This window comes from Paractinoplanes brasiliensis (assembly GCF_004362215.1).
Taxonomy (GTDB): Bacteria; Actinomycetota; Actinomycetes; order Mycobacteriales; family Micromonosporaceae; genus Actinoplanes; species Actinoplanes brasiliensis.
Window position 1 is genome coordinate 1,806,202 of sequence record NZ_SNWR01000002.1, and the last position, 22,482, is coordinate 1,828,683.

Genomic DNA, 22,482 nt, shown 5'->3' on the forward strand with positions numbered 1-22,482 from the left:
CTCGCTGAGCACCCGGTCGGCCGGCCCTCTGACAGAGATGATGTTTGTGAGCACCTCCCGCCGAGGTTTGACCCACCCTCTGACTGACTTCGGGTCCTTAACGGGATTTGTCGGCCTCGATCGGGAGGTGCTCGTGCACTCATCAGGCGTGGCGTTGTGACTTCATAGGAGCCTGGCCAGAGGCCCCATCTCTGTCTTGTCCGCGTTGCCCGGCTGGTGCGTGCCGCCCTGCCCCAGTCACGAACGACAGGACGACGATGCCCTCCATTACACCTGATGAAGCCGCGATCGACGTCTTCGGTGGGGTCGACACCCACCAGGACACCCACACCGCCGCCGTGATCGACCAGATCGGCCGGGTCCTCGGCACGCAGCAGTTTCCTGCAGACGCGGCCGGCTACACCGCCCTGCTGGCCTGGATGCGCGAGCACGGCCGACTCAACCGGGTCGGGATCGAAGGCACCGGCGCCTACGGCGCGGGACTGGCCCGTCTGCTGCGCGCCGAGCAGGTGGCCATGATCGAGGTCGACCGCCCGGACCGCAAGACCCGCCGGTTCCAGGGCAAGTCCGACCCGATCGACTCGATCCAAGCCGCCCGGGCCGCCCTGGCCGGAGAACGCACCGGCACCCCAAACAGCGCGACGGCCGCGTCGAAGCGCTGCGTAACCTGCGCGTAGTCCGGCGCAGCGCGGTCGACCAGCGCGCCGACACCCAACGCCAAATCAAGGCCCTGATCGTCACCGCCACCGACGAGCTACGCGCCCGGCTACGCGGTCTGACCATCACGAAACTGATCGCCACCTGCGGAAACCTGCAACCCGACCCAGCCAACTCGGCCGCCCCGTCCACCGCCACCGAGCTTGCATTGCGCAGTCTGGCCCGCCGCCACCAGCAGCTGTCGGTCGAGATCACCGACCTCGACGAGCTGCTCGAACCTCTCGTCGCGGCGATCAACCCCGGCCTGCTGGCCGCCCACGGCGTCGGCGCCGAGGTCGCCGGGCAACTGCTGGTCAGTGCCGGCCAGAATCACGACCGGCTCGCCTCCGAAGCGGCGTTCGCCATGCTCTGCGGCGTCGCCCCGATCCCCGCCAGCTCCGGCAAGACCACCCGGCACCGACTCAACCGCGGCGGCGACCGGCAAGCCAACGCAGCCCTCTACCGCGTCGTCCTCGTCCGCCTGCGATGGGACCCCCGCACCCGCGACTACATGCAACGACGCACTAAAGAAGGCATGTCCAAAAAAAGAAATCATCCGATGCCTGAAGCGGTACGTCGCCCGCGAGCTCTACCAGCTCATCACCAAAAACGATCTTGAACTTGCCGCTTGACATCTATAGGAGCATCCTGCCCGTCACGCCGGCCCGCCGACCGGCCCGGCCCGCTTACCCACCCGGCCCCGAGACAGCCCGGCTCGCTGTCCGCCCGCCCGAAGACGGCCTTGTCGAGCGGGCGCCACGAACGCTGAGGCTGCGGGCTTTCCCGCAGCGGCCAGGCGGAAGCAGCCTCGTCGTCCTGCCCGGCCAGCCAGACGACGATCACGTCGCGCGTGGGCAGCCTCAACCGGATCCGCCGCCGGCCGGTGCCTGTCCCGCCTCGCATCACTGCCTCTCCGAGTGTCTCCTGTTCTCCGATCGGCCCGTTCGGTTCCGTGCTGAGCCCGTATGCCCCTTCTCATCGCCGTCACCACCCACACGTCTGACGCTCGCGGGGGCCGCCACTGTCAGGTCAGTGGCACCCGGACGAGGAGCCCTCTTCAAACCGATGACGGCGCTGCCGTGCACCGACGAGGTACACGGCAGCGCCGTCTCATGCGAGCGACCTGGCACGTCGGGCTCACCCGATTCTGAACAGGTGACCGTCACCGAAGGGCGTCCTTCGCCGCCTGCCGGCGACGCCCGCGACCACTTGGCGTCAGTTCACGCAGTCAGTGCAAGACCCTGGTGGTGGGCACGCACAGCGGAGAAAGCGTGATCCCTGATGTGAGGGCGAGCCCTGCCGACTCGCGGGGTTCCTTCATCTCCTGCAGAGCGAGAACATTCATGTGGTTCCTCTTCCGGAAGCAGCGGACCGGCGGTCACCTGATGGCAACACCGGGGGTCAGCGAAATCGCGCCACAGAGTGCGAGCGATGAACGCACGAAAAGCCGCTTCGCAGCGTGCCGGGCGCGCACCGACGACCGCCATGAACACTGAATATCCTTTCGCCGGACCCGATCGAAATATTAGTCGCGCCCACTTGAGGAAGAATTAACAGCGACTTGACCATCCAGCGTGTCAGCGTCCGAAGGTGAAGGGCTCGAGGGCAGGAACAGGGCCGCGCGTCGGCCGACCACTTGTCACAGCAACTTGCTCATCTGCAGCACGACAGGCAAGTACTTCTCCCCCTCGAACAGGAAACGCGTACCATCATTTCCGCTGAAAATGCTCAGACTCAGTTGCTCGACTCCGCGACCTCGGCACCACCGCTCCGCCTCCTGGACGATCGCGCGACCATAACCACGCCGCCGGCGCGACTCGTGCACCCAGAGATCGACGATCCACGCCCGAGACGTAACCCCTGACTCCGCCAGGTGCAGCCAGACCGTACCGACCTCGGTGCCGCCGACATACGCCGCAAAAAGATACTGACCGGCTGAAAGAATACCATCAGGAAGGAGCTTCTGATACTCCGCCTCAGCCCTTTCCTCGGCTTCGCTGAGCGACGTTATTCCCGTTTTCGATATATGTTTCGCGTAGGAAAGTGGGCCTGCCTGCCTATACGTTTCATACTGCCCCTGGGTCATCGACTCCAACCGAATGTCGACCACTTGTCAGCACCTTCCAACGATTTGAACGAGATCACGGTTGCGGTGTGTGCCCGCATGTCGATCGGGAGCGGCGTGCCGACGCGATTCATATGCGTCGCGCCGGCACGCCGCTCGTGCGCGATCAGTGAACGGCGCTGGTGAAGGTCACGGTGGTCGTGGTGGTCGTGACCGTGGTCACCGCAAGACTCTCCGGCTTCTCCGAAACCAGGTTCTGCAGTTCGAGAACGTTCATTTATTTCACCTCCTTCTCATTGGATCGGCGATCCAGGCGGGTGAGCACGGATCAGTGAACGGCGCTGGTGAAGGTCACGGTGGTCGTGGTGGTCGTGACCGTGGTCACCGCAGGACCCTCCGGCTTCTCCGAAACCAGGTTCTGCAGTTCGAGAACGTTCATCTATTTCACCTCCTTTCGCTGAATCGCTCATTCTGCACGGAGTCCACCAGGACAACATCCTCGATGCTGTCGGAAACTCCGCAAATCTCTGGCGGTCGACGCCTCTCGCCTCAACCGCGTACGGCATCCGCCGTGCCCATGGCCGCCGAACCGCTCGCCCCGGCCGTCGGTCCTCAACTGCTGGCCGGGTGCGGCCCAAATACTCCGGAGAGTTGATTTCTGGAACTGCTGATCGACGAATGAACGACCAGAAGAGCAGCTGACCCGGCCGTCAGATCGCAACTGAATCGGAGAAGCCCTTCCGCCGGAACCGCGTTGCCCTCAGGCGCCTGGACGACTCGGGCATGCAACTGCTCGACTATCGCGGTCCGTGCTTCGACATCTCTCTGCTGCTGAGATCCTGACAATGCCAACGCCGCAGCACCAAGACCGTGGAGGAGCGAGCGGGTGTCGCTGCGGCAATCCCGGGCAAGAGCACGAACGCTTTCCTGCAGAACCGCCCCTTCGTCAGGAACGACGGAGGCGATAAGATCCGCAGCCAAGGACCGCAGCCCCAGCCCATGATAACGCGACGAGTCGGGCTTTTCCTGTTGGACCGTCAGCACCTTGTCGAATGTCGCCAGCAAATTCCCCGACTGAATCCTGGAATGGTCGAAGGTGGCGGCACCGGCCTCGGCCAAGAGGTGGACGGCGGTGACATCATCCGGGTCCGGCGCCAACCCGGGAAGCCGTTCGATGAGCCCCTCGACGACGGGAAGGTAGGTGGCGTCCTGGGACCTGGCATGAAATCCAAGGAAGGAAAGAAGCGCCCCTGGGAGGCCTTTGTCAAGATCGTCGCTGGAGAAGATGCGCCACCTGTCGGCCGCGTAGTCGGCCAGTTGGCGTCCACACGGATGGCCTAGGAGGTCGAGAACGGTCGCCGCCCCGAGGGTCCCGTCAAACCCGAGAACCCGCCGATCGCGGACCTCCCAGGACTGCTCTGCGAGCCATGCTACCCACTCCGGCGGAACGGTCGCTCCGGACGTGTGCCACCCCCACAGCACACCTGCTGCGCCATCCAGGAAATTGGTACCCCGGTAGCCCGAGATGGAACGCGCCGATCCCGGGAAGAGCAGATCACGCCGATTCGGTGTCGCGTGTGCTGCAATGTACGACCTGATCAGCGAGTCGCTGATCTCCGGCTGGCCCGCCGGCCGGCCCCCCAGCACCTTCACAGCCTCGTCCAGTTGCCGGCTGTTGGCTCCGTACATCCGGCTCGCCAGGGCGGCGCCGCGGCCGAGAGAACTGGGATCGAGTCCCGCCAAGACAGGTAGATCATTGTAGAACCGAAGCTGGAGGGCTGCGAGCGCGTGAAGATCCACGTCGATGCCGATCTTGTCCGCGGTCGCGAATCCTGGGGCACCCACGATGAACGATCGCTTCCGGTCAACCTCGAAGGCCGCCTCGAGGTCAATGATCCGCACCTGATCTTCGGGCGTGAGCATGATATTCCTGGGATGCACGTCACCGACGACGATCCCGCGCGCGTGAATCTGGTCCAGAGCGCCGGCCACATCAGCAAACACCTTTTCGGCCCACGCGTGGTAGGCCTCGGGCTCCAGACGCATACGGTTCTCGACGATGGCTTGATCGAGCGTTACGCCGTCCACGAGCTCTTCGATCAGGTACCAGTGTTTCCATAAAGGGACCAGGTCGAAGGCCTTCACCACCGCCGGGATGTCCGCACAGCGTCGCAGGACCTCGTATTCATGGTGGAGCCGGTCGACCGAGTCCATGCCGGACCCGTGCGAGGCAGTCCACGGGCGCGCCTCTTTTACGATACAAGCTTGACCCGAGTCGAGCGTCCCACGGTAGACACCGCCACCGTTCGAGAAGTGCACGACCTCGTCAACATTGAACGGAGCCGTCACGAAGGCGCTTTCGGCCACCTCCCGCTGCCGGGCGGACAAACGCTCCGGCGGCTGCACGAACTCCGGTACGTAGAAGGTCGAATCCCTCCGATCGAAGACGAGCTCTCCGTCGGGCTTTCGGATACCCGGCACCGGCGACTCGGTATCCGACGTCAGCATCTCGCGGAAACCGCCGAAGCGGGTGTAGACCGGACTGTCGTCCGACCAGCTCAAATCGCTCAGGATGTAGGGCCCCGGGAACTCGCGCAAGGCAAGGGCGAGCTGGTCGAGAAGGTCCAGGGCGAGGTCGGTGTCCCGGGGGTAAATGGCGACGAATTTCCCGGATGAGCCCCGATGCGCGTATTTGCTGTTCATCAGGTCGAGCATGCTCCGGCTGCGAAGGTATTTGAAGTCCGTCTTCGTGCCGGCGCAGATCCTGGCCACCGTCGAGATCGTCGCCTCGGCCCTGGCCGGAATGGCCGACACATGAATTTTCCACCCCTGCTCGGGTAGCTCGCCGCCGAAGCTCACATACGTCCACACGTTTTCTTCGAGAACCTCGGCGCCGGACACCGTGGCCGGCCGTGGCCACAACGTCTTGGCGTCGTCCAGCAAGAATATGCGCTCGTGAAATCGCCGGCTCGCCACCAGTGCGATATCGAATCCTGTTGCCGCCATCTGACCGTCACACTCCCCTGCATCGACTGTCCCCTCCACACTGACCGATCACCATGGACTCCCGCTTTATAAAACGTTTACCCGGAGATGGTCCGCATCGGTTTTCATCCCGGGCTCAGGATTTGCGCAGGCCAATACGGCGACTCGACGGCATTCACGCCCATCTCGCACGTCACCGCGACCAGCCGCATCCGAGGCGCCGGCCTCTCCGCTGCGCTCCGGGATCCACTGCGCCACGTGCTCGACCTGAGCCGACAACCCGCTTTGACAGGCCAATCGGCGTGGCGGCGCGTCAGCCACCCCTCAGGAGTTGCATGTACAACCGCTGCAGGGACGCTCCGAGGTCGATGCCCAGCTCCTGGGCGAACACCTCCCTGGTTTCGTGGTACATGCTCAGCGCCTCGGCGGTGCGGCCTGAGCGGTGCATCGCCAGGATCAACAGTTCGCGGAGGCGCTCGTCGAACGGGTGGTCGGCCGCCACGCCACCGAGCGTGCTGATCACCGCAGTGGGACGGCCCATCGCCAGAAGGTCGACCGCCTGCCCTTCGACCCCGGCAAGGTAGCGGTCTTCGATCACGTGCCGTTGCTTCTGTGCCCAGTCCCCGGGCAGGTCGGCCAGTGGCCGGCCGCGCCACAACGCGAGTCCCTCGCCGGTGTAGGTCAGCGCTGCGCTGTGGTCACCGGCGTGTCTGGCCCGCTCGCCCTTCGCCAGCAGCGATTCGAAATCGTTCAAGTCGAGTCGCTGCCCCTGGTCCAGCATCTCGTAACCGCCACCGATGGAGCTCACGATTGCGGGATGTCCCAGCTCGTTCAGCAGGCGCCGGATCCGGTGCACGTAGATCCGCACGGAGTTGACCGCCGACTTGGGCGGCTTGTCACCCCAGAGTGCGTTCATGAGCTCCTCGGCGGAAACGAAACACTTCATGTTCAACAGCAACACTGCGAGTGTCAGACGCTGCTGGGACGGGCCCAGCCGCAATTCGGTCCCCTCACGCGTAGCGCGTACCCGGCCCAGAACGGAGAAGCTGAGTTGTGCGTCCACCCGATCACCATCCGATCACCACCGTCCCGCGAAGCGGGGAAGCCGTCACTGAAAATGTCCCCTCACGTTCTGATCCGCAGTCAGCAGACTCATCCGTCGTCTTCGCGACAACCTGCACCTGGGCTGCAGGGAACGGCAAAGTACCGGGTCTGGCCGACGGGCCGACACGGCCCCGTCATACCGTTCGGGCAGCGCGGTCCGCCGTCGTCGCCGACGCTTCACGAACCGGAGCGGCAGCATGTCCTACCAGGATCTGGGGGACGTGTCCGCATACCGGCCGGGTCCGTGGTGTTCTGCGAACCACAACGCCGGTTGGCTGCCGTTTCCGCAGCCTGCGCAGCCGCCGCGACGTCAGAGCCGGGCAGCGGGACCGGCCGGTCCGCCACCCGGACCGGAACGTCCAGGAGCGACAACGCGGGCACGTCGTCAGCCACTGCTCCCCCTCGGGATACTCGGGTAAGACCTGCGTGCACGGACTGGACCGGGGCGTCGGCCCTGGCCGATGGCAGAGGTTCTGTCAGGGGCCGCTTGGGCAGTGGCTGTCGCCGGGTCACGTCCCCAGGCAGCGAGCAGCGGAAGAGTGCGTGCCGTACGCGAGTGCGGCTCGACGGTGTAGATGACCAAGTGCTGCTCGGCGTTCTGCGGGGACACGACGAGTTCGACGTCGAATTCCATGTCGCCGGCAATCGGGTGCCGGATACGTCGGTGGTTCGAGGAGTACTCGGCGACACGGTGCTCGTCCCACCAGCGTCTGACGTCCGGGTCGGCTTGACGCAACTGGTCGATTTCGCGTTGCAGCGAACGGTCGAGTGGGTAGCGCGCAACCTCTCGGCGTAGTCCGGCGAGAGCGTCGCGGGCCGCACCGGACCAGTCATCGATCCTGGCCCGCACATCGCGGTCGAGCAGCAGGAACCGCGTCCACGACGTGCCCGGCCGCAGGGGATGCCTGTAGACGGCAGCGAAGAGAGCGTTTCGGGCCAGCACGATACCCCGCCGTCCGATCAGGAGAGCAGGGACGTGGTCCAGCATGCCGATCACTCGCAGGAGTCCGGGATCCGGTGGCTGGGGACGGATGGACGCCGCACGGCGGTGCTGCATCCGCGGTGCAGCAAGGTCATGCAGATGAGCGCGCTCGACGTCGTCCAAGCGCAGCGCCCGGGCGAGCGCGTCGAGCACCTCCAGGGAAATGTTGGCCTGGCGGCCCTGCTCCAGACGGCTGTAGTAGTCGGTGCTGACACCGGCAAGGCCGGCCAGTTCCTCGCGGCGTAGGCCGGGCACGCGGCGCTCGCCCGCCAGCGGCACGATGCCGGCCTGCTGCGGGGTGAGATTGTCGCGCCGGGACCGAAGAAAAGCCGCCAGCTGAAGTCGGTCGCTCACCACGCCGGTCAATCTACGGGGCAGATGCCCCGGTTTGGAGGGTCCTGTCATGACCCCCCAGCCAACGCTCCCGGCCGCTGCTACAGCCGGGGATCACGCACAGTGTCTGCCTGACGATGGTCGGCTCGTTCCACCCCGGCGCACGACCGGCGACCTCCCCCCGAGGCCGGCTCCCAGAATGCGGCCGGACAAACAGGGCCCGGCGTCTTCGTCAGTCACCGACGGATCTATGCGAAAGGCATCGAGACCAGCATGTTCCTCGACGAGAGCCTGCGGCAGCATCGCATCTCCTACAGAAACGACTCCGTCCGTATTCGATGCACCCGGACAGCGACAATCCGTGCGTCGTCTGTTGGCGAAGCGGCTGGCATCGCGATTCTCGTGGCGTGGTGCCGTTTGGAAAAACACCCTCGCCCTCGACGGCATGGCTACGGCAGATCCCCGCCTCCGGGATGTGAAGTACGGCGCGACGCCGGACGGCCGTTGTCCCGAGCGATTCTCAATGATCATTATCGATCAGTCAGCCGTACGGGTGGTGTCGATTCCGGTGCTCGAGGTCCATCATTGTGCGGTGCCGAATTGGTTCACGCGCCCCCGGGTCTGGTTTCTGATCATGCTGGTGGCGGCCACCCTGGCGGCAATGCTGCTCGCCTGGTTCCTGCGCAGCGAAGGGCTGGAGCGGGCCGACAAGTGGTCGGGTGTCGTCTTCGGCTCGGTCAGCGCGCTCGCCGTCTGCGTCGGTACGCTGACCTGGTTGTGGCGCCTCGGAAACGCCGACGCGGGTAGCGAACGCGAGGTCGTGCTGGCGAGGATGGCCAAGGCGCAGCGTGAGCAGTGGACCGCCGAGCAGGCCGCACGCCGGGTCGGTGAACCGTGGCCGCTGAACGTGACATGGGCGGTGACCGCCGGGTCGAGCGCGGTGATGGCCGGCTGGGCGTCGGTCCTGCAGAAGGCCGGTGCCGGGCCGGTCGACGTCCAGGGCGACTATGCACGGGTCGCTGCCGTTTTCGACCGTGACGATGTGCCGCGACGGCTCGTCATGCTGGGCGAGCCGGGTGCGGGCAAATCATTGCTGGCCGTTCATCTCACGGTGCAGATGCTCGCCCGCCGCCGGCCGGGTGCGCCGGTCACCGTGCTGCTCAGCGCGGCAAGCTGGAACCCTGTCCAGCCCCTCGACGATTGGATCGCCGACCAGTTGATCGCCCAGGACCGGCGCCTGGCCACGACGGTGCCCGGTCCAAACGCCACATCCCGCAGCCTGGCCCGGGATCTGGTAGCCGGCGGGTTCGTGCTGCCGGTGCTGGACGGGCTCGACGAACTGGACGACGAACGGCAACGGGCGGCACTGATCGGGCTGTCCCATGCCGCGGTCGCCGGCCGTGAGTTCGTCGTCACCTGCCGGACACAGCCCTACAAAGCCGCCGTCAGTGCATGCGGCCCGATTCCCGCGACCGTGGTGGCCGAACTGCTCCCGATACCTTCGGCCGAGGCGGCACAACACCTCGCCGACAGCGCGACTGCCGATGATTTGCGCTGGTCACCGGTGTTGGAGCACCTCCAGAAGGCGGGCAGGGCACCGCTCACGCGGGCGCTGTCAACGCCGCTGATGATCTGGCTCGCCCGGACGGTCTATCAGGATCGGGAACGAGATCCGTCAGAGTTGCTGACGGCGCGGTGGGCGGCCAGCAAGGAAGGGATCGAACAGCATTTGCTCGAGCACCTGATCCCGGCGGTGTATGCGGATCGCCGAGGTGCGGCGGCCGGGATCACGGAGACCCGATGGCTAGCCACACTCGCCCGTCACCTTCGCGAGCAACGGACCTTTGACCTCGCGTGGTGGCGGATCGCGGAAATTCACCCAGTTCCCACAGCACAAGTCGTATCGATCGTGTACGTAATCCTGGTGTCTCTGTACTGCATTTTCGCCGCAGTATTAGGCGGTATATCTATGACAAACGACAGCCTGCCGCCACTGCAGGTAACGATCAATATCGGCACGGGACTCGGCCTGCTCGCAGCATTCGGGCGAATGATTTTCTCCGACCTGCACCTTCCACGGCGCGTGTCACTGCGGGGATCGCTGAGGTTGTTCCTCGTGGTCGCCGCCCCTCTCATGCTGGTTGCCAGCCTCATGGCAAGGAGCCTCGCGATCGGCGCTGTCCTGGCGGTCACGGTCGGCCTCATCACGGCGCTCGCGAGCGGTGCTGAGCCGGCACCGATCGCCACCAGCCCTCTCACATCGATCGCAACTGACCGGACGGCGGCGATGGTGTCGGCCGCAACCATCGGTGCTGTCGAGGTCGTGTTACAGGCCCAGAACTTCGGCCTCGCCAACCCGCTGACCTGGCTACTTGCCGCGATGGCCGCCCTGGCGGCAGTGCTGCTGCACTCTTGGGGGCAGTACTGCCTGGCCACTGTGGTCCTGTCTGCCTCCAGGAGACTTCCGGTGTACCTGACCCGCAGCCTGGCCGACGCCCACAAACGCGGTGTCCTCCGCAGCGCTGGAAGCGTCTACCAATTCCGGCACGGCCTGATCCGCGATCGCATCGCCGTCGAGCCGATCTCCCGCGAAGTACCCGCAACCGGGCAGACGGCCCGCTCAAGCGCGGACGTCAGGCCGGGCCGGGCGCGGCCCAGCTGAAGCCCGCAGTCCTTCAAGCTCCCACCGCAACCCGCCAAAACTCGCACCCCTCTACGCCAAAGCGAAACTCAGGACTTCGTTCGGTCACCGTTGTCACGCGTCCGGTCCAGCGGCCCTATCAGTATCACCTTCATCGCCATCACTGCCCGCTCGCGATGAGACCGAATTCCACCTGCCGATGCGGCTGAGCTCTCCAGAGTGACCGCGAACGGCCTGACCAGGGCGAATTCAGACGGTCGAAGCATTTGCCTCTACGAGTTCGGCGAATATCTCGGAGGGCTTCTTCCAGTTATGGATCTTACGGGGTCGGTCATTGATTTCGGAAGCCACCATCGCTAAATATTTCGGATCGGCCGTGATCGGGACGCCTTTCGGGAAGTATTCGCGCAGGATACGGTTCGCGTTCTCGTTGCTGCCGCGCTGCCACGGCGAGTGCGGGCGGGCGAAGTAGACCGGCAGCCCGGCTGCGGTGATCCGGGCGTGGCCGGCCATCTCGGAGCCACAGTCCCACGTCAACGACTTCGCGATCTGCGGCGGCAAAGTGCCGGCGGCGGCGATCACCGCGTCGCCCACGGTCAGCGCGTCGCGGCCGGACAGCGGGACCAGGACCACGAACCGGGACGTCCGCTCGACCAGCGTCGCGACCGCGGACTTGCCGGCCTTACCGATGACGAGGTCGCCCTCCCAGTGTCCCGGGACCTGCCGGTCCTCGGCCTCGGCGGGACGTTCGTCGAGGTAGCGGGGCTCGCGGATACGCGGTGCCGGGGCCGGGCGCGGACCCGAACGGCGGGCGGTACGGCCGGTGCGCAGCTTCAGCAGCTCACGGGCCAGGGTGGACACCGGCTGGGCGTACATCCACTGGTAGATCGCTTCGTGGGACACCCGTACAGCCTGATCGTCGCGGTAGTCGTACGGCAACCGGCCCGCGATCGACGCCGGCGACCAGCCGCCCCTCAACAGCTGCTTGACCACCGTCTGCAGCCGCGGCGAACGATCAACCGCGTACGCCTTCGGCCGCTGCCGGCCTACGGCGGCCGTCTCGTCAGCGGCGACCGCCCGGTACTGCGCCCGGCCGCCGTGCCTGGCGACGTCCCGGGAGACCACCGAGGGGTTCCGGTCGAGCAACCGGGCGATCTCCTTGTATTCCAAGCCTTCGGCCAGGCCGCGGGATATCTCTTCCCGATCGGCCAAGGTCAACATGTTGCGCACGGGCGAGAATCCTGTCCCACCGACCCGTCAAGATCAAATGCTACGACCGGCTGAACTCGCCCAGTCCAGCGGTTAGTCGATCCAAGAGGATCCAAGAGGGGACGGCCAAGATCCAACCAAGACAGAGCGCTGAGATCACATCGCTTGATCAACGCGCACCGTCCGGTAGGCGGCCTGGAGTTCAGTCCGGAGTCAAATCTCATTGCCGTAGGCACGGATTCCATCCGCATGTGGGACATCGGCTCCGGCTCAGTCGCCTGTGAGATCTCGGGAGGCTCCAGCGCTGCGCCGGACGTGGCGCTGCGTTCCGACGGCCTCCTTGCTACGGCAGGCGGCGAGGACGGCACCGTTCGGTTGTGGCAAAGCCACACTGGGGAGCAGATCGCTGTATTGCCTGCCCACGACGGCAACATTCTCGCGATAGCCTTCAGCCCGCGCGGTGACGTTCTGGCTACTGCTGGGTCAGGCGACAAGACTGTTCGGCTCTGGGCAATTCCCGGACAGCGGCTGTTGACCGAGCTACCTCATCATGAACCGATTCTTGATTTGGCGTTCAGTCCTGATCAAAGCGTTCTAGTTACATGCGGTGCCGAACCAACCGTTCGTATCTGGGATCTCCATGAGGGAAAAATGCGCATTCCGATAGCGCCACATCGCAGATGGGTAGGTGCTGTGGCCTTCAGCCCGGACGGCAGATTCTTAGCGACTGGCGGTGACGATGGACATGTACGGGTCAGAGACTTTCCCGGCTTGAGTATTTGTCGCGAGCTAGAAGCTGTCCCATATGGCGTGCGTGGGATAGCCTATAGCCCCGACGGCGAATTCTTCGTGGCGGTTGGACCTGGAGTTGGCCCGCAAGTATGGACAGCTTCCGGGAGTGGCCAGAGTGCGGGGCTGCCTAGCAGAACCGGCATTGTTATGGCAGCAGCATTTAGCCCAGATGGCAAGATATTGGCAACCACCGACGCGGACTCCATCGTCCTTTGGGAGGCCGGAACATGGGCGAAGATGCGGACGTTAAGTGACCACAAGGGATGGGCGGTAAGGCTGTCATTCAGCGCGGACGGAGCGCTCCTCGCGTCGGGCAGCAATGACGGAATGATACGCCTCTGGAGGACAGCGACGGGCGCATTGGTTGCCACCCTGATTCCACTACAGCATGGTGGATGGGCGACGCTGCTGCCCGATCTTTCATACAAGATTGCGGGCGACCCGAAAGAATCATTCTGGTGGGCAGCCAAGCTGTGTCGGTTCAATGTGGGTGAACTCGATTCATATGATTCGCGAGTTAGGAGAATACCGAACTCGGAGCTGTTATAAGGCCGACGTTTCTAGCACAAGGACGCGCTTGGCGGCGTTGAGTAACGGGATTCGGGTCAGCATGTCCCGAGACAGCGTCATGGACTGAAGGCCCTGCCCAGTTTGAACTGCACTGCCAGAATTCCAGCGTCATAATCACATGCATTGTTCTCCGCGCGCTCGCACGTACTCAATTCGGCATATCCGCGCTCCGGATCAGGGGGGTCACCTCCCGCAGCGCGACGTTCGGAGCCGCGTCACTGTGCGGTGATCCGACGCCAGAGACGAAGTGGGAAGGGCAATACCAGCGCCAGCTGCAGTGGGGGCCGCGCTGTCAACGCGTGCCGCTTGCGGGGCTGAACCGCAGGGTCGAGGCCGCGGCGGTGTCGCTGACCATGTCGGTGACGCCGCCCGAGTACTTCTTGCGGTAGGCCGCGTCGACCGCCGCCCGCCCCGATTCCCCGACGTCCTGCACCACGACGTCGGTCTCGAGCCCGCCGGCCCGGATCCGGGCCCGCCCGGTTCGCACGACTCCCCCGAACCAGCCCGTCTCCCGCCGGTGCCACGTGCGGACGAACACTTCCCCGTCGGCGCACACCACCCAGATCGTCGTCCACCGGCCGAGCCCGCCGTCCGCCCGCCGCACGGCGACCTCCATCTCGTGGCTGTCGCCGATCGCCCGCAGCTCGGCGGGGTCCCACCGCTCACTCATGCCTCGGAAGTACCACATCTTGGCTACAGCAGGATCAGGTCGGCCAGTTCCTCCGGCAGGCCCGGTGAGAAGCACACGTGCCCCATCCCCGGCACGAGCCGCAGCGAGGCACCCGGGATCGCTTCGGCCAGCGCCTCCCCGTGCTGCACGGCATAGATCGGGTCCTGGTCGCCGTGCAGCACCAGCGTCGGGGCGGTGATCGTCGACAGTGGAACAAGGCGGTCGGGTGTCGTCCGGCTCAGGGCCAGGTTGTGCTGGGCCGCGGCCGCCGGGTTCGTGGTCCGCGCCCAGCAGCGGGTCAGCGCCGTACGGGCGCCGGCCTCGTCGTACGGGCGGACGTCGCCGTTCATGACGCGGAACAGCTCGACGTCGGCCTCGACGCCGGGCGGCGCTTCGGACCGGTGCTGCAGGAAACGGGCTGACGGCGGCGGCAGAGACCCCGGATCGGGCGGGAGACCGTCCATCGCCCGCTGCCAGAGCCGGCCGAGGTCGTAGTTCATCGGCGTGCTCGAGATCAGGGTCAGCGATCGCACCCGGGACGGCGCGTGCACGCCCAGCCACTGCGCGATCATGCCGCCCATGGACATCCCGGCGAAGGAGGCCGACTCCAGCCCGTACGCGTCCAGCACAGCCAACGCGTCACCGGCAAGATCCGACAACCCGTACGGATTGCCAGCATAGTCCACAATGCTCGATCTGCCGGTGTCACGATGGTCGTACCGGATCACCTGCACCCCGCGTCCGACAAGGCGGTCGATCAGCGCGCCGGGGCAGGTCAGCCCCTGGGCCGAGGCCCCCATGATCAGCAGTACGGCGGAGTGGCCGGGGTGCCCGATGCGCTCGGTCCACAGTCGCAGCGAACCGGCCGTGACGAAGGTCATGACCGGTCACCGTAGCCGGACGCCCAGCTCACGGCACCCGGAATTACGAGGCGCGCACCGATACATCTGACCTTTCGGGTTGTCCGGCGATCTCCCGGGTACGGCGAATCACGACAGCTAGGAAATGAGGTACACGAAGTGCCGGCCCCCACTCATGACATCGAGGACCTTCGGGTCAACAGCCGGATGTACGACGCCGTGATCGAACAGATCGACGGCCGCCGCATCCGGATCGGCCAGGACTGGCTGGTGGACTGGGCGTCCTGCAACTACCTCGGGTTCGACCTGGACCCCGAGGTCATCGAGGCCGTCGAGCCGCAGCTGCGCCGCTGGGGCACGCATCCCAGCTGGTCGCGCATGCTCGGCAGCCCCCGGCTCTATCCGCAGCTCGAGGAACGGCTCACCGGGCTGCTCGGCGCCGAGGACGTGCTGCTGCTGCCCACCATCTCGCAGATCCACCTCGGCGCGATCCCGGCCCTGATCGGCGAGGGCACCCTCATCATGGAGAGCCGCGCCCACCGCACGATCTACGACGGCTGCATGTTCGCGCGGGGCCGGGGCGCCACCGTACGCCGGTTCCGCTCGGGTGACCTGGAGGAGCTGGAACGCCTGCTCAGGGCGGCCACCGCCCGCCCGGTCATGGTCTGCATGGACGGCGTGAACAGCATGACCGGCGACATTCCCGACCTCAAGCGGTACGCCGCCCTGTGCCGCGCGCACGACGCCGTCCTCTACGTCGACGACGCGCACGGCATGGGCGTGATCGGCGAGCGCAGCCCCGACGAGCCTTCCCCGTACGGGCTGCGTGGCAACGCCATCGTCAAACATTCGGGCGAGTCGTACGACAACGTCGTCCTCGTCGGCGGCTTCTCCAAGGCGTACTCGTCGCTCCTCGCCTTTCTGGCCCTGCCCACAGCGGTCAAGAACAAGCTGAAGGTCGACGCCCCCACGTACCTGTATTCCGGCCCCTCCCCCGTCGCGTCGCTGGCCACGGTGATGGCCGGGCTCGACGTCAACGAGAAACGCGGCGACGAGCTGCGGGCCCACCTCTACCGGCTCACGGTGAAACTTCTTTCCCACGTACGGGGAATGGGTGTGCACACGCTCAACGTGCACGACACGCCCGTCGTGGAGATCCCCATCTCGCCCGACCACGACCTGATCGACGTGTCCGAGCGGCTGTGGCGGGCCGGGCAGTACGTCACGCTCGCGCCCTACCCGGGTGTGCCGCGCGACGAGATCGGTTTCCGGGTGCAGCTGACCGCCGCGCACACCGAGCAGCACGTCGACGACCTCAACGCCGTGCTCACCGAGCTGGCCCGCGACGGCGTGCTGCGTCCCGCGGTCCCGCGGCAGCGCCGCCCGTCCTGACCGTCACGTCAAGAACACGGCAGCGCCGCCTGTCCCGACCGTCACGTCAAGAACGCGGCAGCACCGCCCGTGCGCACCGTGACGTGACCCGTCAGCCTCCGGTGATCGACCAGTGCCACGGCTCCGACGGCAGGTTGACGAACCCGTACGCCTTCGCGTGCGCGATCAGCCACTTGTAGCCCGTGCTCGTCCGGGTCAGCGACTTGCCGTCCTGGGTGATGTCGACGGCCATGCCCAGCTCGTGCAGCGACCGGCCGGGGATGGCTGTCGGCACTCGGCACGACGAGGACGGCGCGGTCCACACGTCGGGGCAGCCGTTGGTCTTGCGCAGCTGGATCTGGCGTTCCTTGGTGCGGAAGCCGCCGCCCGAGAGCACAACCCCGTTGGCGCGGGCGTCGTCGATCATCCGCCGGAACGCGTACGCGACGCTGCGATGCACGGTGATGCCGCGGATCTGCACGGTGTCGGCGACGGTGAACGTGCCGCGCGACTGGTTGACCACCTCACGGCTGAGCCCGGCGGCCTGCGTGGCCAGCGAGTACGCGGTCGGCAGAGCGGCAAGCTTCTGCTGACCGGCGGTGACCGCGGCCGCGGCGGCGTCCCGGTTCGCGACGGCCGTGGCGAGCGTCGCGGTGGCCGTACGGACGTTGGTCTTGGCCGTGGCCAGCGCGGCGGCGCTCTTCTTGACCTCGGCCTGCCGTACGGCCAGGGTCTTGGTGGCGGCCGTCACCGCGTTCTTGGCCTTGGTGATGGCGGCGGTGCTGCGGGGCTTCTTCTTGTTCGCCTTGGTCAGGTTCTGCTTGGCGGTGGTCAGCGCCTTCTGCGCGGCGGTCACCCGGGTCCGGGCCGCCGTGTCGGTCCTGGTGGCGGTGGTCAGCTGAGCTTCGGCCAGGCGGCCGGCGTTGGTGGCGTTCGCAACCTCGCTGACGCGGGTGACGACGGTGGCCTGCCGGGCGGCAACGTCGGCCCGGATGGTGGCGGCGGTCTGCTGCCGCGTCAGGCTGCGGTACATCAGCGTGTTCCAGGTCTGCGCCACCGCGGGCGGGGCGGCCTGCGCCGGGGTCGGGGCCGCGAGGGCGGACACGCCGAAGGCGAGCGCCGCGAGCGGGAGGGTGATGGCCCGGCGGGCCCGGCGGCGGATCGTCGGATCCGGTCGGAGTTCCAGTCGTGTCGTCACCCGGAAGAGACTCCGGGGCGGCGGGAGCTACTCCGTGCCCTCGCGGGTGCGGCCTGGTTGCGTCAGCGCCCGGGCGGCCTGCACCGCGCGCGCCGCGACCTCCTCCACCGGCATGGCGTCGGTGTTGAAGAAGCCCTCGGTGTAGAGCGTCACGTACCCCTGGGCCACCGCGACGACGGCCTCGACCTGCCGTGCCGCCTCGGCATGGGTGGCGGCGGAGGCCAGCTCGAGCAGCGTCGAGACCAGGGCGCGGGTGTGCTCGCGACGCTCGTCGTCGGGCACGGTGAGCAGCTCCCGCGCGAAGATGACGGGAAAGCCCGCCCCGGTCCGTGCGACGTAACTCACGTACGCCCCGGCCGCTCCCGCCAGCCCGTCCTCGCCGGCGGCCAGGATCTCGGCGCGCAGGTCACGGGCCGCCTCGCCCGACACCGCGCTCAGCAGGTGCGCCCGGTCGGGGAAATGCCGGTACGGCGCGGCCGAGCTCACGCCGAGCCGCCGGGCGACCGCGGCGACCGAGAACTTCTGCGGCCCGCACTCGGCCAGCAGCTCGAAGCTGGCCGCGAGGACCGCCGCCCGGAGGTCGCCGTGGTGGTACCCCTTTTTGACCGACACGCCGCCTCCCCGCTTGCCTCGGTGTAAGAGGGCTCTTACATTACCAAGTAAGAGCCCTCTTACATCGGAGGAGAACCGTGACGATCCGGCTCGGCTATCAGATCCCGAACTTCACCTATCCCGGCGTCCCGGTCGAGAACACCTTCGACACGGTGGCCGCGCAGGCCCGCGAGGCCGAGGCGTCCGGCTTCGACACCGTGCTGGTGATGGACCACTTCTATCAGCTGCCCGGCATCGGGACGCCCGACCAGGCGATGCTCGAGGCGTACACGACGCTGGGCGCCCTGTCCGGGGTCACGTCGACGGTGCAGCTGTCGACGCTGGTCACCGGCAACACGTACCGCAACCCGGCCATGCTGGCCAAGACGGTGACGACGCTCGACGTGGTCTCGAAGGGCCGGGCGGTGCTCGGCATCGGCGCCGGCTGGTTCGAGCGTGAGCACCACGACCTGGGCTACGAGTTCGGCACCTTCACCGAGCGCTTCGAACGGCTCGACGAGGCCCTGACCATCATCGCCCCGATGCTCCGCGGCGAGCCCGCGACGTTCGAGGGCAAGTGGTACGTCGCCCGCGGCGCCATGAACAACCCGCGGGTACGCCCGGCCATCCCGATCATGCTGGGCGGCTCGGGCGAACAGAAGACGTTCCGGCTCGCCGCCCGGTTCGCCGACCACATGAACATCATCTGCGACCTGGCCGACCTGCCCCGCAAGGTGTCGGTGCTGCGGCAGCGCTGCGAAGAGATCGGCCGCGACCCCGCCACCCTGGCCACCAGCTTCCTGATCATGGGCATGGTCGGCGAGACCGAGCAGGAGGCCAAGGAACTGGGCGAGACGATCCCCGAAGACCGTCGCAACCGCGCCTTCCTCGGCACCCCCGACCAGGTCGCCGAGCAGATCCAGGAGAAGATCCTGAACGCCGGCGTCGACGGCATCTGCATCAACCTGATCCGCAACGGCCACCGCCCCGGTGTGGTCTCAGCGGTCGGCACAGCCCTGAGGCCCCTGGTCGCGTAGCCGACGTTCGTGCTCCTCAGCTGACGAAACGGTGGGGCCGGCCCTGTCCGGCCGGCCGCACCGGTCCTTGCGCCTGGTCGAGGGTGTCAGGTGCGGCGTCCGCGGATGCCGGCGACGATGCTGACGCCGACGGCGGCCAGCCCAATCTGCATGATCAGTTCGATCCAGTCGATGCCACGGGTGTCGTCGACGCCGATGGCCGCGGCGAGGAACGTGCCGATGAGGGCGGCGACGATACCGATCAGGATCGTGAGCCAGATCGGGATGTTCTGCTTGCCGGGGACGACGAGCCGGCCGAGCGCGCCGATGATCAGGCCGATGATGATCGCGGTGATGATGCCGGAGATCTCCACGTCAACTCCTAGTCGAGGGAACAGCCGTCTGCGTTCCCGTCCCCGGGCACGGATCAAACCTCGGAGAGCGCCGGGTAAGCAGCCACCGTCTCGCAGTATCCTCGCCGGGCAGTCCCTTGACGACACCTCGCCGGGCACGGCCGGTGACCGGTGGAACGGCGAGCCGTGTCGAGAAAGGTCGATGGAAATCGGCTAACCGACAGCGCCGGGGGACGAACGGGTCCATAGTGTGCCGATGACAACGGGGACCAGGGTCCAGTGGCGCGAGGTCTTCCTGGGCGGTTCGCCCGAGGCCGAACGGCGGCTGTTCGAGCGGATGGCCGTGCAGATCATGCGGACCCAGCTCAAGAACCGCAAGCACGGGCAACCGATCGTGGCGGGCTTCCAGGCCAAGGGCACGTACGCCGTGGACGACGCCGAGCTGCGCTTCCGGGACGACCTTCCGGCCGACCTGCGGGTGGGGTTCGCGCAGCCGGGGGCGGTCTGGCGTACGGCCGTGCGGTTCAGCAACGCCGAGGGCCGCATCCTCGACGACCGTGAACCCGACCTGCGCGGCGCCGCCCTGCGGGTCACGACGGGCACGGGCGAGCAGCACGACCTGCTGATGACCAACGCGCCTGTCTCCCACGCCCGCGACGCCCGCCAGTTCGCCGAGTTCGCGGTGGCCACGGCGGGCGGCGGGCTGGGCCGTTACCTGGGTCTGGGCAGGTTGCTGGCCGTGCTGGGCCCGGCCGAGACGATCCGGATGGTGCGCAACGTCCTCGAGGGCCGCCGCCGCATCGGCAGTGTGGCCACCGAGACCTACTGGAGCCGCATCCCGATCACCTGGGGCGACGAGCTGGCCGTCCAATATCTCCTGAGGCCGCTGCCCGGCGACGCGCCGCCCGCGCAGGACGGCCCGGACTTCCTGACCGCCGAGATGGGCGCGCGCCTGCAGCGGGGCGACGTGCGTTTCGAGCTGTGTGTGCAACGGTTCCGCAGCCCCGAGGAGACGCCGATCGAGGACGCCGCGGTCGACTGGCGATCCGCGGACGCGCCGCCCGAGCCGGTGGCCACGCTGACGATCCGTACGGGCTCGTGCGACAACCCGGTCGTGCACGCGATGCGCTTCAACCCGTGGAACACCACCGAGGACTTCCGCCCGCTGGGCAACCTCAACCGGGTGCGCAAGGCCGCGTACGACGCCAGCGCCGCCCACCGGGATCAGCGGCGGTGGCTGACCGACGTGCCGGCCCGCAACCGGATCGCCAGCTCCGCCATGGTCGCGATTTTCGGTCTGGTCAACCGGTTCCGGCCGTGGCACCGGCTGCCCGCGTCGCTCGCGCTGCTCAACCTGGCGGCCCTGCGCGACGTGCTCCGGCGCGACAACCTGATCGACACCGAGAATCGTGAGGCCCCTCCCCGCGTACGGGATGTGCCTGTGCCTCCCCGGCCGGAAGAACGCGATTTCCGTACGCACGAGGGCCGTTGGAATGATCTTTCGGATCGTGACATGGGTGCCGTGGGGGCTGCGTTCGGCCGCAACGTGCCCGCCGTGCACCGGCCCGACCTGGTGAACGAGCCGAACCCGATCGTGGTGAGCCGCGAGCTGCTGCGCCGCGACGCGTTCCGCCCCGCCACTTCGCTCAACATCCTGGCCGCGACGTGGATCCAGTTCCAGGTGCACGACTGGGTGGTGCACGCGCGCCACCCGCTCGGGGGCCCCGACGACGTACGGGTGCCTCTGCCGCCCGGCATGGACGGCTGGGTCAACACGCCCGGCGGCGAACCCGAACCCGAGATGCGCATCGGCGGCAACATCAGCCGCGGCACCGGCGCCGACGGCACCGAGCTGCTCTTCGGCAACGTGGCCTCGCACTGGTGGGACGGCTCCGAGGTCTACGGCACCGGCACGGCCAAGGCCCACGAGCTGCGCGACGGCGCGAGGATCCGGCTCACGCCCGAGGGCTACCTGCCGGTCGACGTCGCCGGGGCGGAGATCACCGGCTTCAACGAGGCGTGGTGGCTCGGGCTGAGCAGCATGCACACGCTGTTCGCCAGGGAGCACAACCTGCTCTGCGACGAGTTGTCGAGCCGCAACCCGGAGTGGGACTCCGAGCGCGTCTACCAGACCGCCCGGCTCGTCGTGGCCGCGATGATCGCGAAGATCCACACGGTCGAGTGGACGCCGGCGATCCTCGCCACCGACGTGCTGCGCCGCGGCATGAACGTCAACTGGAACGGTGTGCCGGCGAACGATCTGCTCAGCCGGATCGGGTTGTGGCTGACCGACGTCAACGCGCTGCACGGCATCCCGGGGACCACGCCCGACCATCACAGCGCGCCGTACTCGCTGACCGAGGACTTCGTCACCGTCTACCGCATGCATCCGCTGATCCCGGACGACTACACGTTCTCCACACCGGACGGTCAGACGCTCGGCGACCGCACGTTCCTCGACCTGCAGGGCGTACGGGCCGACGACGAGCTGCGGGCGCTGGGCCTGAGCAACGTCATGTTCTCGTTCGGCACCGCCCACCCGGGCGCGATCACGCTGCACAACTATCCGCTGTCGCTGCTGAGCCTGGAACGCGACGGGGAGCTGATCGACCTGTCGGTGGTCGACCTCGTGCGCACCCGCATGCGGGGGGTGCCGCGCTACAACGACTTCCGCGAGGCGCTGCACATGCCCCGGATCACACGCTGGGAGGACCTGAGCGACGACCCGGCGACCGTGGCGAAGCTGCGTGCGGTGTACCGCGGCATCGACGAGGTCGACACCATGGTCGGGTTGTTCGCCGAGACGCCGCCGGAGGGTTTCGGCTTCTCCGACACGGCGTTCCGGGTGTTCATCCTGATGGCCTCGCGGCGCCTGCAGAGCGACCGGTTCCTGACCGTCGACTACCGTCCCGAGGTCTACACCCAGTTCGGCCTCGACCACATCGCCGCCACGACCATGACCGACCTGATCCACCGCCACTGCCCCGAGCTCAAGGGGGTGCTGCCGGCCGGACGTAACGCGTTCGCGCCTTGGAGCTGAACCCTT

At 67.1% G+C, this 22,482-nt stretch carries 17 protein-coding genes and 1 pseudogene; 6 read left to right on the forward strand and 12 right to left on the reverse strand.

Features of this window, described 5'->3' with window-relative positions:
- Positions 1-257 precede the first annotated feature (257 nt).
- Positions 258-1,328: pseudogene (locus C8E87_RS40165) on the forward strand (IS110 family RNA-guided transposase).
- A 1,007-nt stretch (positions 1,329-2,335) separates the two neighbouring features.
- Here C8E87_RS40165 and C8E87_RS40170 read toward each other — a convergent pair.
- The 6 genes from C8E87_RS40170 to C8E87_RS40185 form a co-directional block, all read right to left on the reverse strand.
- Positions 2,336-2,806 (reverse strand): GNAT family N-acetyltransferase, encoded by a 471-nt coding sequence (locus C8E87_RS40170; protein ID WP_133878574.1) that lies wholly within the window; start codon positions 2,804-2,806, stop codon positions 2,336-2,338.
- 121 nt (positions 2,807-2,927) lie between these two features.
- The gene (locus C8E87_RS44805; protein WP_208116369.1) at positions 2,928-3,038 is read right to left on the reverse strand and encodes a class III lanthipeptide; all 111 of its coding nucleotides are present in this window, start codon (positions 3,036-3,038) and stop codon (positions 2,928-2,930) included.
- Positions 3,039-3,089: 51 nt separating this feature from the next.
- A complete protein-coding gene (locus C8E87_RS44810) occupies positions 3,090-3,200 on the reverse strand; it encodes a class III lanthipeptide (protein ID WP_203721049.1) in 111 nt (36 codons plus the stop codon).
- 173 nt (positions 3,201-3,373) lie between these two features.
- On the reverse strand, positions 3,374-5,767 hold the full coding sequence (locus C8E87_RS40175; protein ID WP_133878575.1) for a class III lanthionine synthetase LanKC N-terminal domain-containing protein: 2,394 nt from the start codon (positions 5,765-5,767) through the stop codon (positions 3,374-3,376).
- A 292-nt stretch (positions 5,768-6,059) separates the two neighbouring features.
- Positions 6,060-6,809: an AfsR/SARP family transcriptional regulator gene (locus C8E87_RS40180; protein ID WP_133878576.1), complete on the reverse strand. Its 750-nt coding sequence runs from the start codon at positions 6,807-6,809 to the stop codon at positions 6,060-6,062.
- 426 nt (positions 6,810-7,235) lie between these two features.
- The gene (locus C8E87_RS40185; protein WP_133878577.1) at positions 7,236-8,189 is read right to left on the reverse strand and encodes a helix-turn-helix domain-containing protein; all 954 of its coding nucleotides are present in this window, start codon (positions 8,187-8,189) and stop codon (positions 7,236-7,238) included.
- A gap of 337 nt (positions 8,190-8,526) precedes the next feature.
- Here C8E87_RS40185 and C8E87_RS40190 point away from each other — a divergent pair, with 337 nt between their 5' ends.
- The gene (locus tag C8E87_RS40190; protein WP_133878578.1) at positions 8,527-10,827 is read left to right on the forward strand and encodes an NACHT domain-containing protein; all 2,301 of its coding nucleotides are present in this window, start codon (positions 8,527-8,529) and stop codon (positions 10,825-10,827) included.
- A 228-nt stretch (positions 10,828-11,055) separates the two neighbouring features.
- On the opposite strand, the gene C8E87_RS40195 is transcribed toward C8E87_RS40190, so the two are convergent.
- Complete coding sequence (locus tag C8E87_RS40195) at positions 11,056-12,027, reverse strand: IS30 family transposase (RefSeq protein WP_239080771.1); 972 nt, start codon at positions 12,025-12,027, stop codon at positions 11,056-11,058.
- 153 nt (positions 12,028-12,180) lie between these two features.
- Between C8E87_RS40195 and C8E87_RS40200 the strand changes: the two genes are divergently transcribed.
- Positions 12,181-13,356: a WD40 repeat domain-containing protein gene (locus C8E87_RS40200; protein WP_133878579.1), complete on the forward strand. Its 1,176-nt coding sequence runs from the start codon at positions 12,181-12,183 to the stop codon at positions 13,354-13,356.
- A 313-nt stretch (positions 13,357-13,669) separates the two neighbouring features.
- Here the strand turns inward: C8E87_RS40200 and C8E87_RS40205 are convergent, their stop codons facing one another.
- Both C8E87_RS40205 and C8E87_RS40210 read right to left on the reverse strand, forming a co-directional pair.
- Positions 13,670-14,047: a DUF2255 family protein gene (locus tag C8E87_RS40205; RefSeq protein ID WP_133878580.1), complete on the reverse strand. Its 378-nt coding sequence runs from the start codon at positions 14,045-14,047 to the stop codon at positions 13,670-13,672.
- A 23-nt stretch (positions 14,048-14,070) separates the two neighbouring features.
- Positions 14,071-14,928 carry an alpha/beta fold hydrolase gene (locus C8E87_RS40210; protein ID WP_133878581.1) on the reverse strand — a complete coding sequence of 286 codons (858 nt, stop codon included), beginning with the start codon at positions 14,926-14,928 and terminating at the stop codon, positions 14,071-14,073.
- Between the two features lie 138 nt (positions 14,929-15,066).
- Here C8E87_RS40210 and C8E87_RS40215 point away from each other — a divergent pair, with 138 nt between their 5' ends.
- Positions 15,067-16,299, forward strand: a complete 1,233-nt coding sequence (locus C8E87_RS40215) for an aminotransferase class I/II-fold pyridoxal phosphate-dependent enzyme (protein WP_239080664.1) — start codon at positions 15,067-15,069, stop codon at positions 16,297-16,299.
- A gap of 91 nt (positions 16,300-16,390) precedes the next feature.
- Here the strand turns inward: C8E87_RS40215 and C8E87_RS40220 are convergent, their stop codons facing one another.
- Together C8E87_RS40220 and C8E87_RS40225 are read right to left on the reverse strand one after the other, a co-directional pair.
- Positions 16,391-17,476 (reverse strand): M15 family metallopeptidase, encoded by a 1,086-nt coding sequence (locus tag C8E87_RS40220; protein WP_239080665.1) that lies wholly within the window; start codon positions 17,474-17,476, stop codon positions 16,391-16,393.
- A 27-nt stretch (positions 17,477-17,503) separates the two neighbouring features.
- Positions 17,504-18,088 carry a TetR/AcrR family transcriptional regulator gene (locus C8E87_RS40225; protein ID WP_133878582.1) on the reverse strand — a complete coding sequence of 195 codons (585 nt, stop codon included), beginning with the start codon at positions 18,086-18,088 and terminating at the stop codon, positions 17,504-17,506.
- 77 nt (positions 18,089-18,165) lie between these two features.
- Between C8E87_RS40225 and C8E87_RS40230 the strand changes: the two genes are divergently transcribed.
- On the forward strand, positions 18,166-19,104 hold the full coding sequence (locus C8E87_RS40230; protein WP_133878583.1) for an LLM class F420-dependent oxidoreductase: 939 nt from the start codon (positions 18,166-18,168) through the stop codon (positions 19,102-19,104).
- An 86-nt stretch (positions 19,105-19,190) separates the two neighbouring features.
- Here C8E87_RS40230 and C8E87_RS40235 read toward each other — a convergent pair whose 3' ends face one another.
- On the reverse strand, positions 19,191-19,457 hold the full coding sequence (locus C8E87_RS40235) for a GlsB/YeaQ/YmgE family stress response membrane protein (RefSeq protein ID WP_133878584.1): 267 nt from the start codon (positions 19,455-19,457) through the stop codon (positions 19,191-19,193).
- Between the two features lie 235 nt (positions 19,458-19,692).
- Between C8E87_RS40235 and C8E87_RS40240 the strand changes: the two genes are divergently transcribed.
- A complete protein-coding gene (locus C8E87_RS40240) occupies positions 19,693-22,476 on the forward strand; it encodes a peroxidase family protein (protein ID WP_133878585.1) in 2,784 nt (927 codons plus the stop codon).
- The last annotated feature ends 6 nt before the right edge of the window (positions 22,477-22,482 follow it).

What these genes read in the sequence shown, in the direction of transcription:
- C8E87_RS44805 (WP_208116369.1), bottom strand. Translation starts at nt 3,038, where the DNA reads ATGAACGTTCTCGAACTGCAGAACCTGGTTTCGGAGAAGCCGGAGAGT.
- C8E87_RS44810 (WP_203721049.1), bottom strand. Translation starts at nt 3,200, where the DNA reads ATGAACGTTCTCGAACTGCAGAACCTGGTTTCGGAGAAGCCGGAGGGT.
- C8E87_RS40175 (WP_133878575.1), bottom strand. Translation starts at nt 5,767, where the DNA reads ATGGCGGCAACAGGATTCGATATCGCACTGGTGGCGAGCCGGCGATTT.
- C8E87_RS40195 (WP_239080771.1), bottom strand. Translation starts at nt 12,027, where the DNA reads ATGTTGACCTTGGCCGATCGGGAAGAGATATCCCGCGGCCTGGCCGAA.
- C8E87_RS40205 (WP_133878580.1), bottom strand. Translation starts at nt 14,047, where the DNA reads ATGAGTGAGCGGTGGGACCCCGCCGAGCTGCGGGCGATCGGCGACAGC.
- C8E87_RS40210 (WP_133878581.1), bottom strand. Translation starts at nt 14,928, where the DNA reads ATGACCTTCGTCACGGCCGGTTCGCTGCGACTGTGGACCGAGCGCATC.
- C8E87_RS40240 (WP_133878585.1), top strand. Translation starts at nt 19,693, where the DNA reads ATGACAACGGGGACCAGGGTCCAGTGGCGCGAGGTCTTCCTGGGCGGT.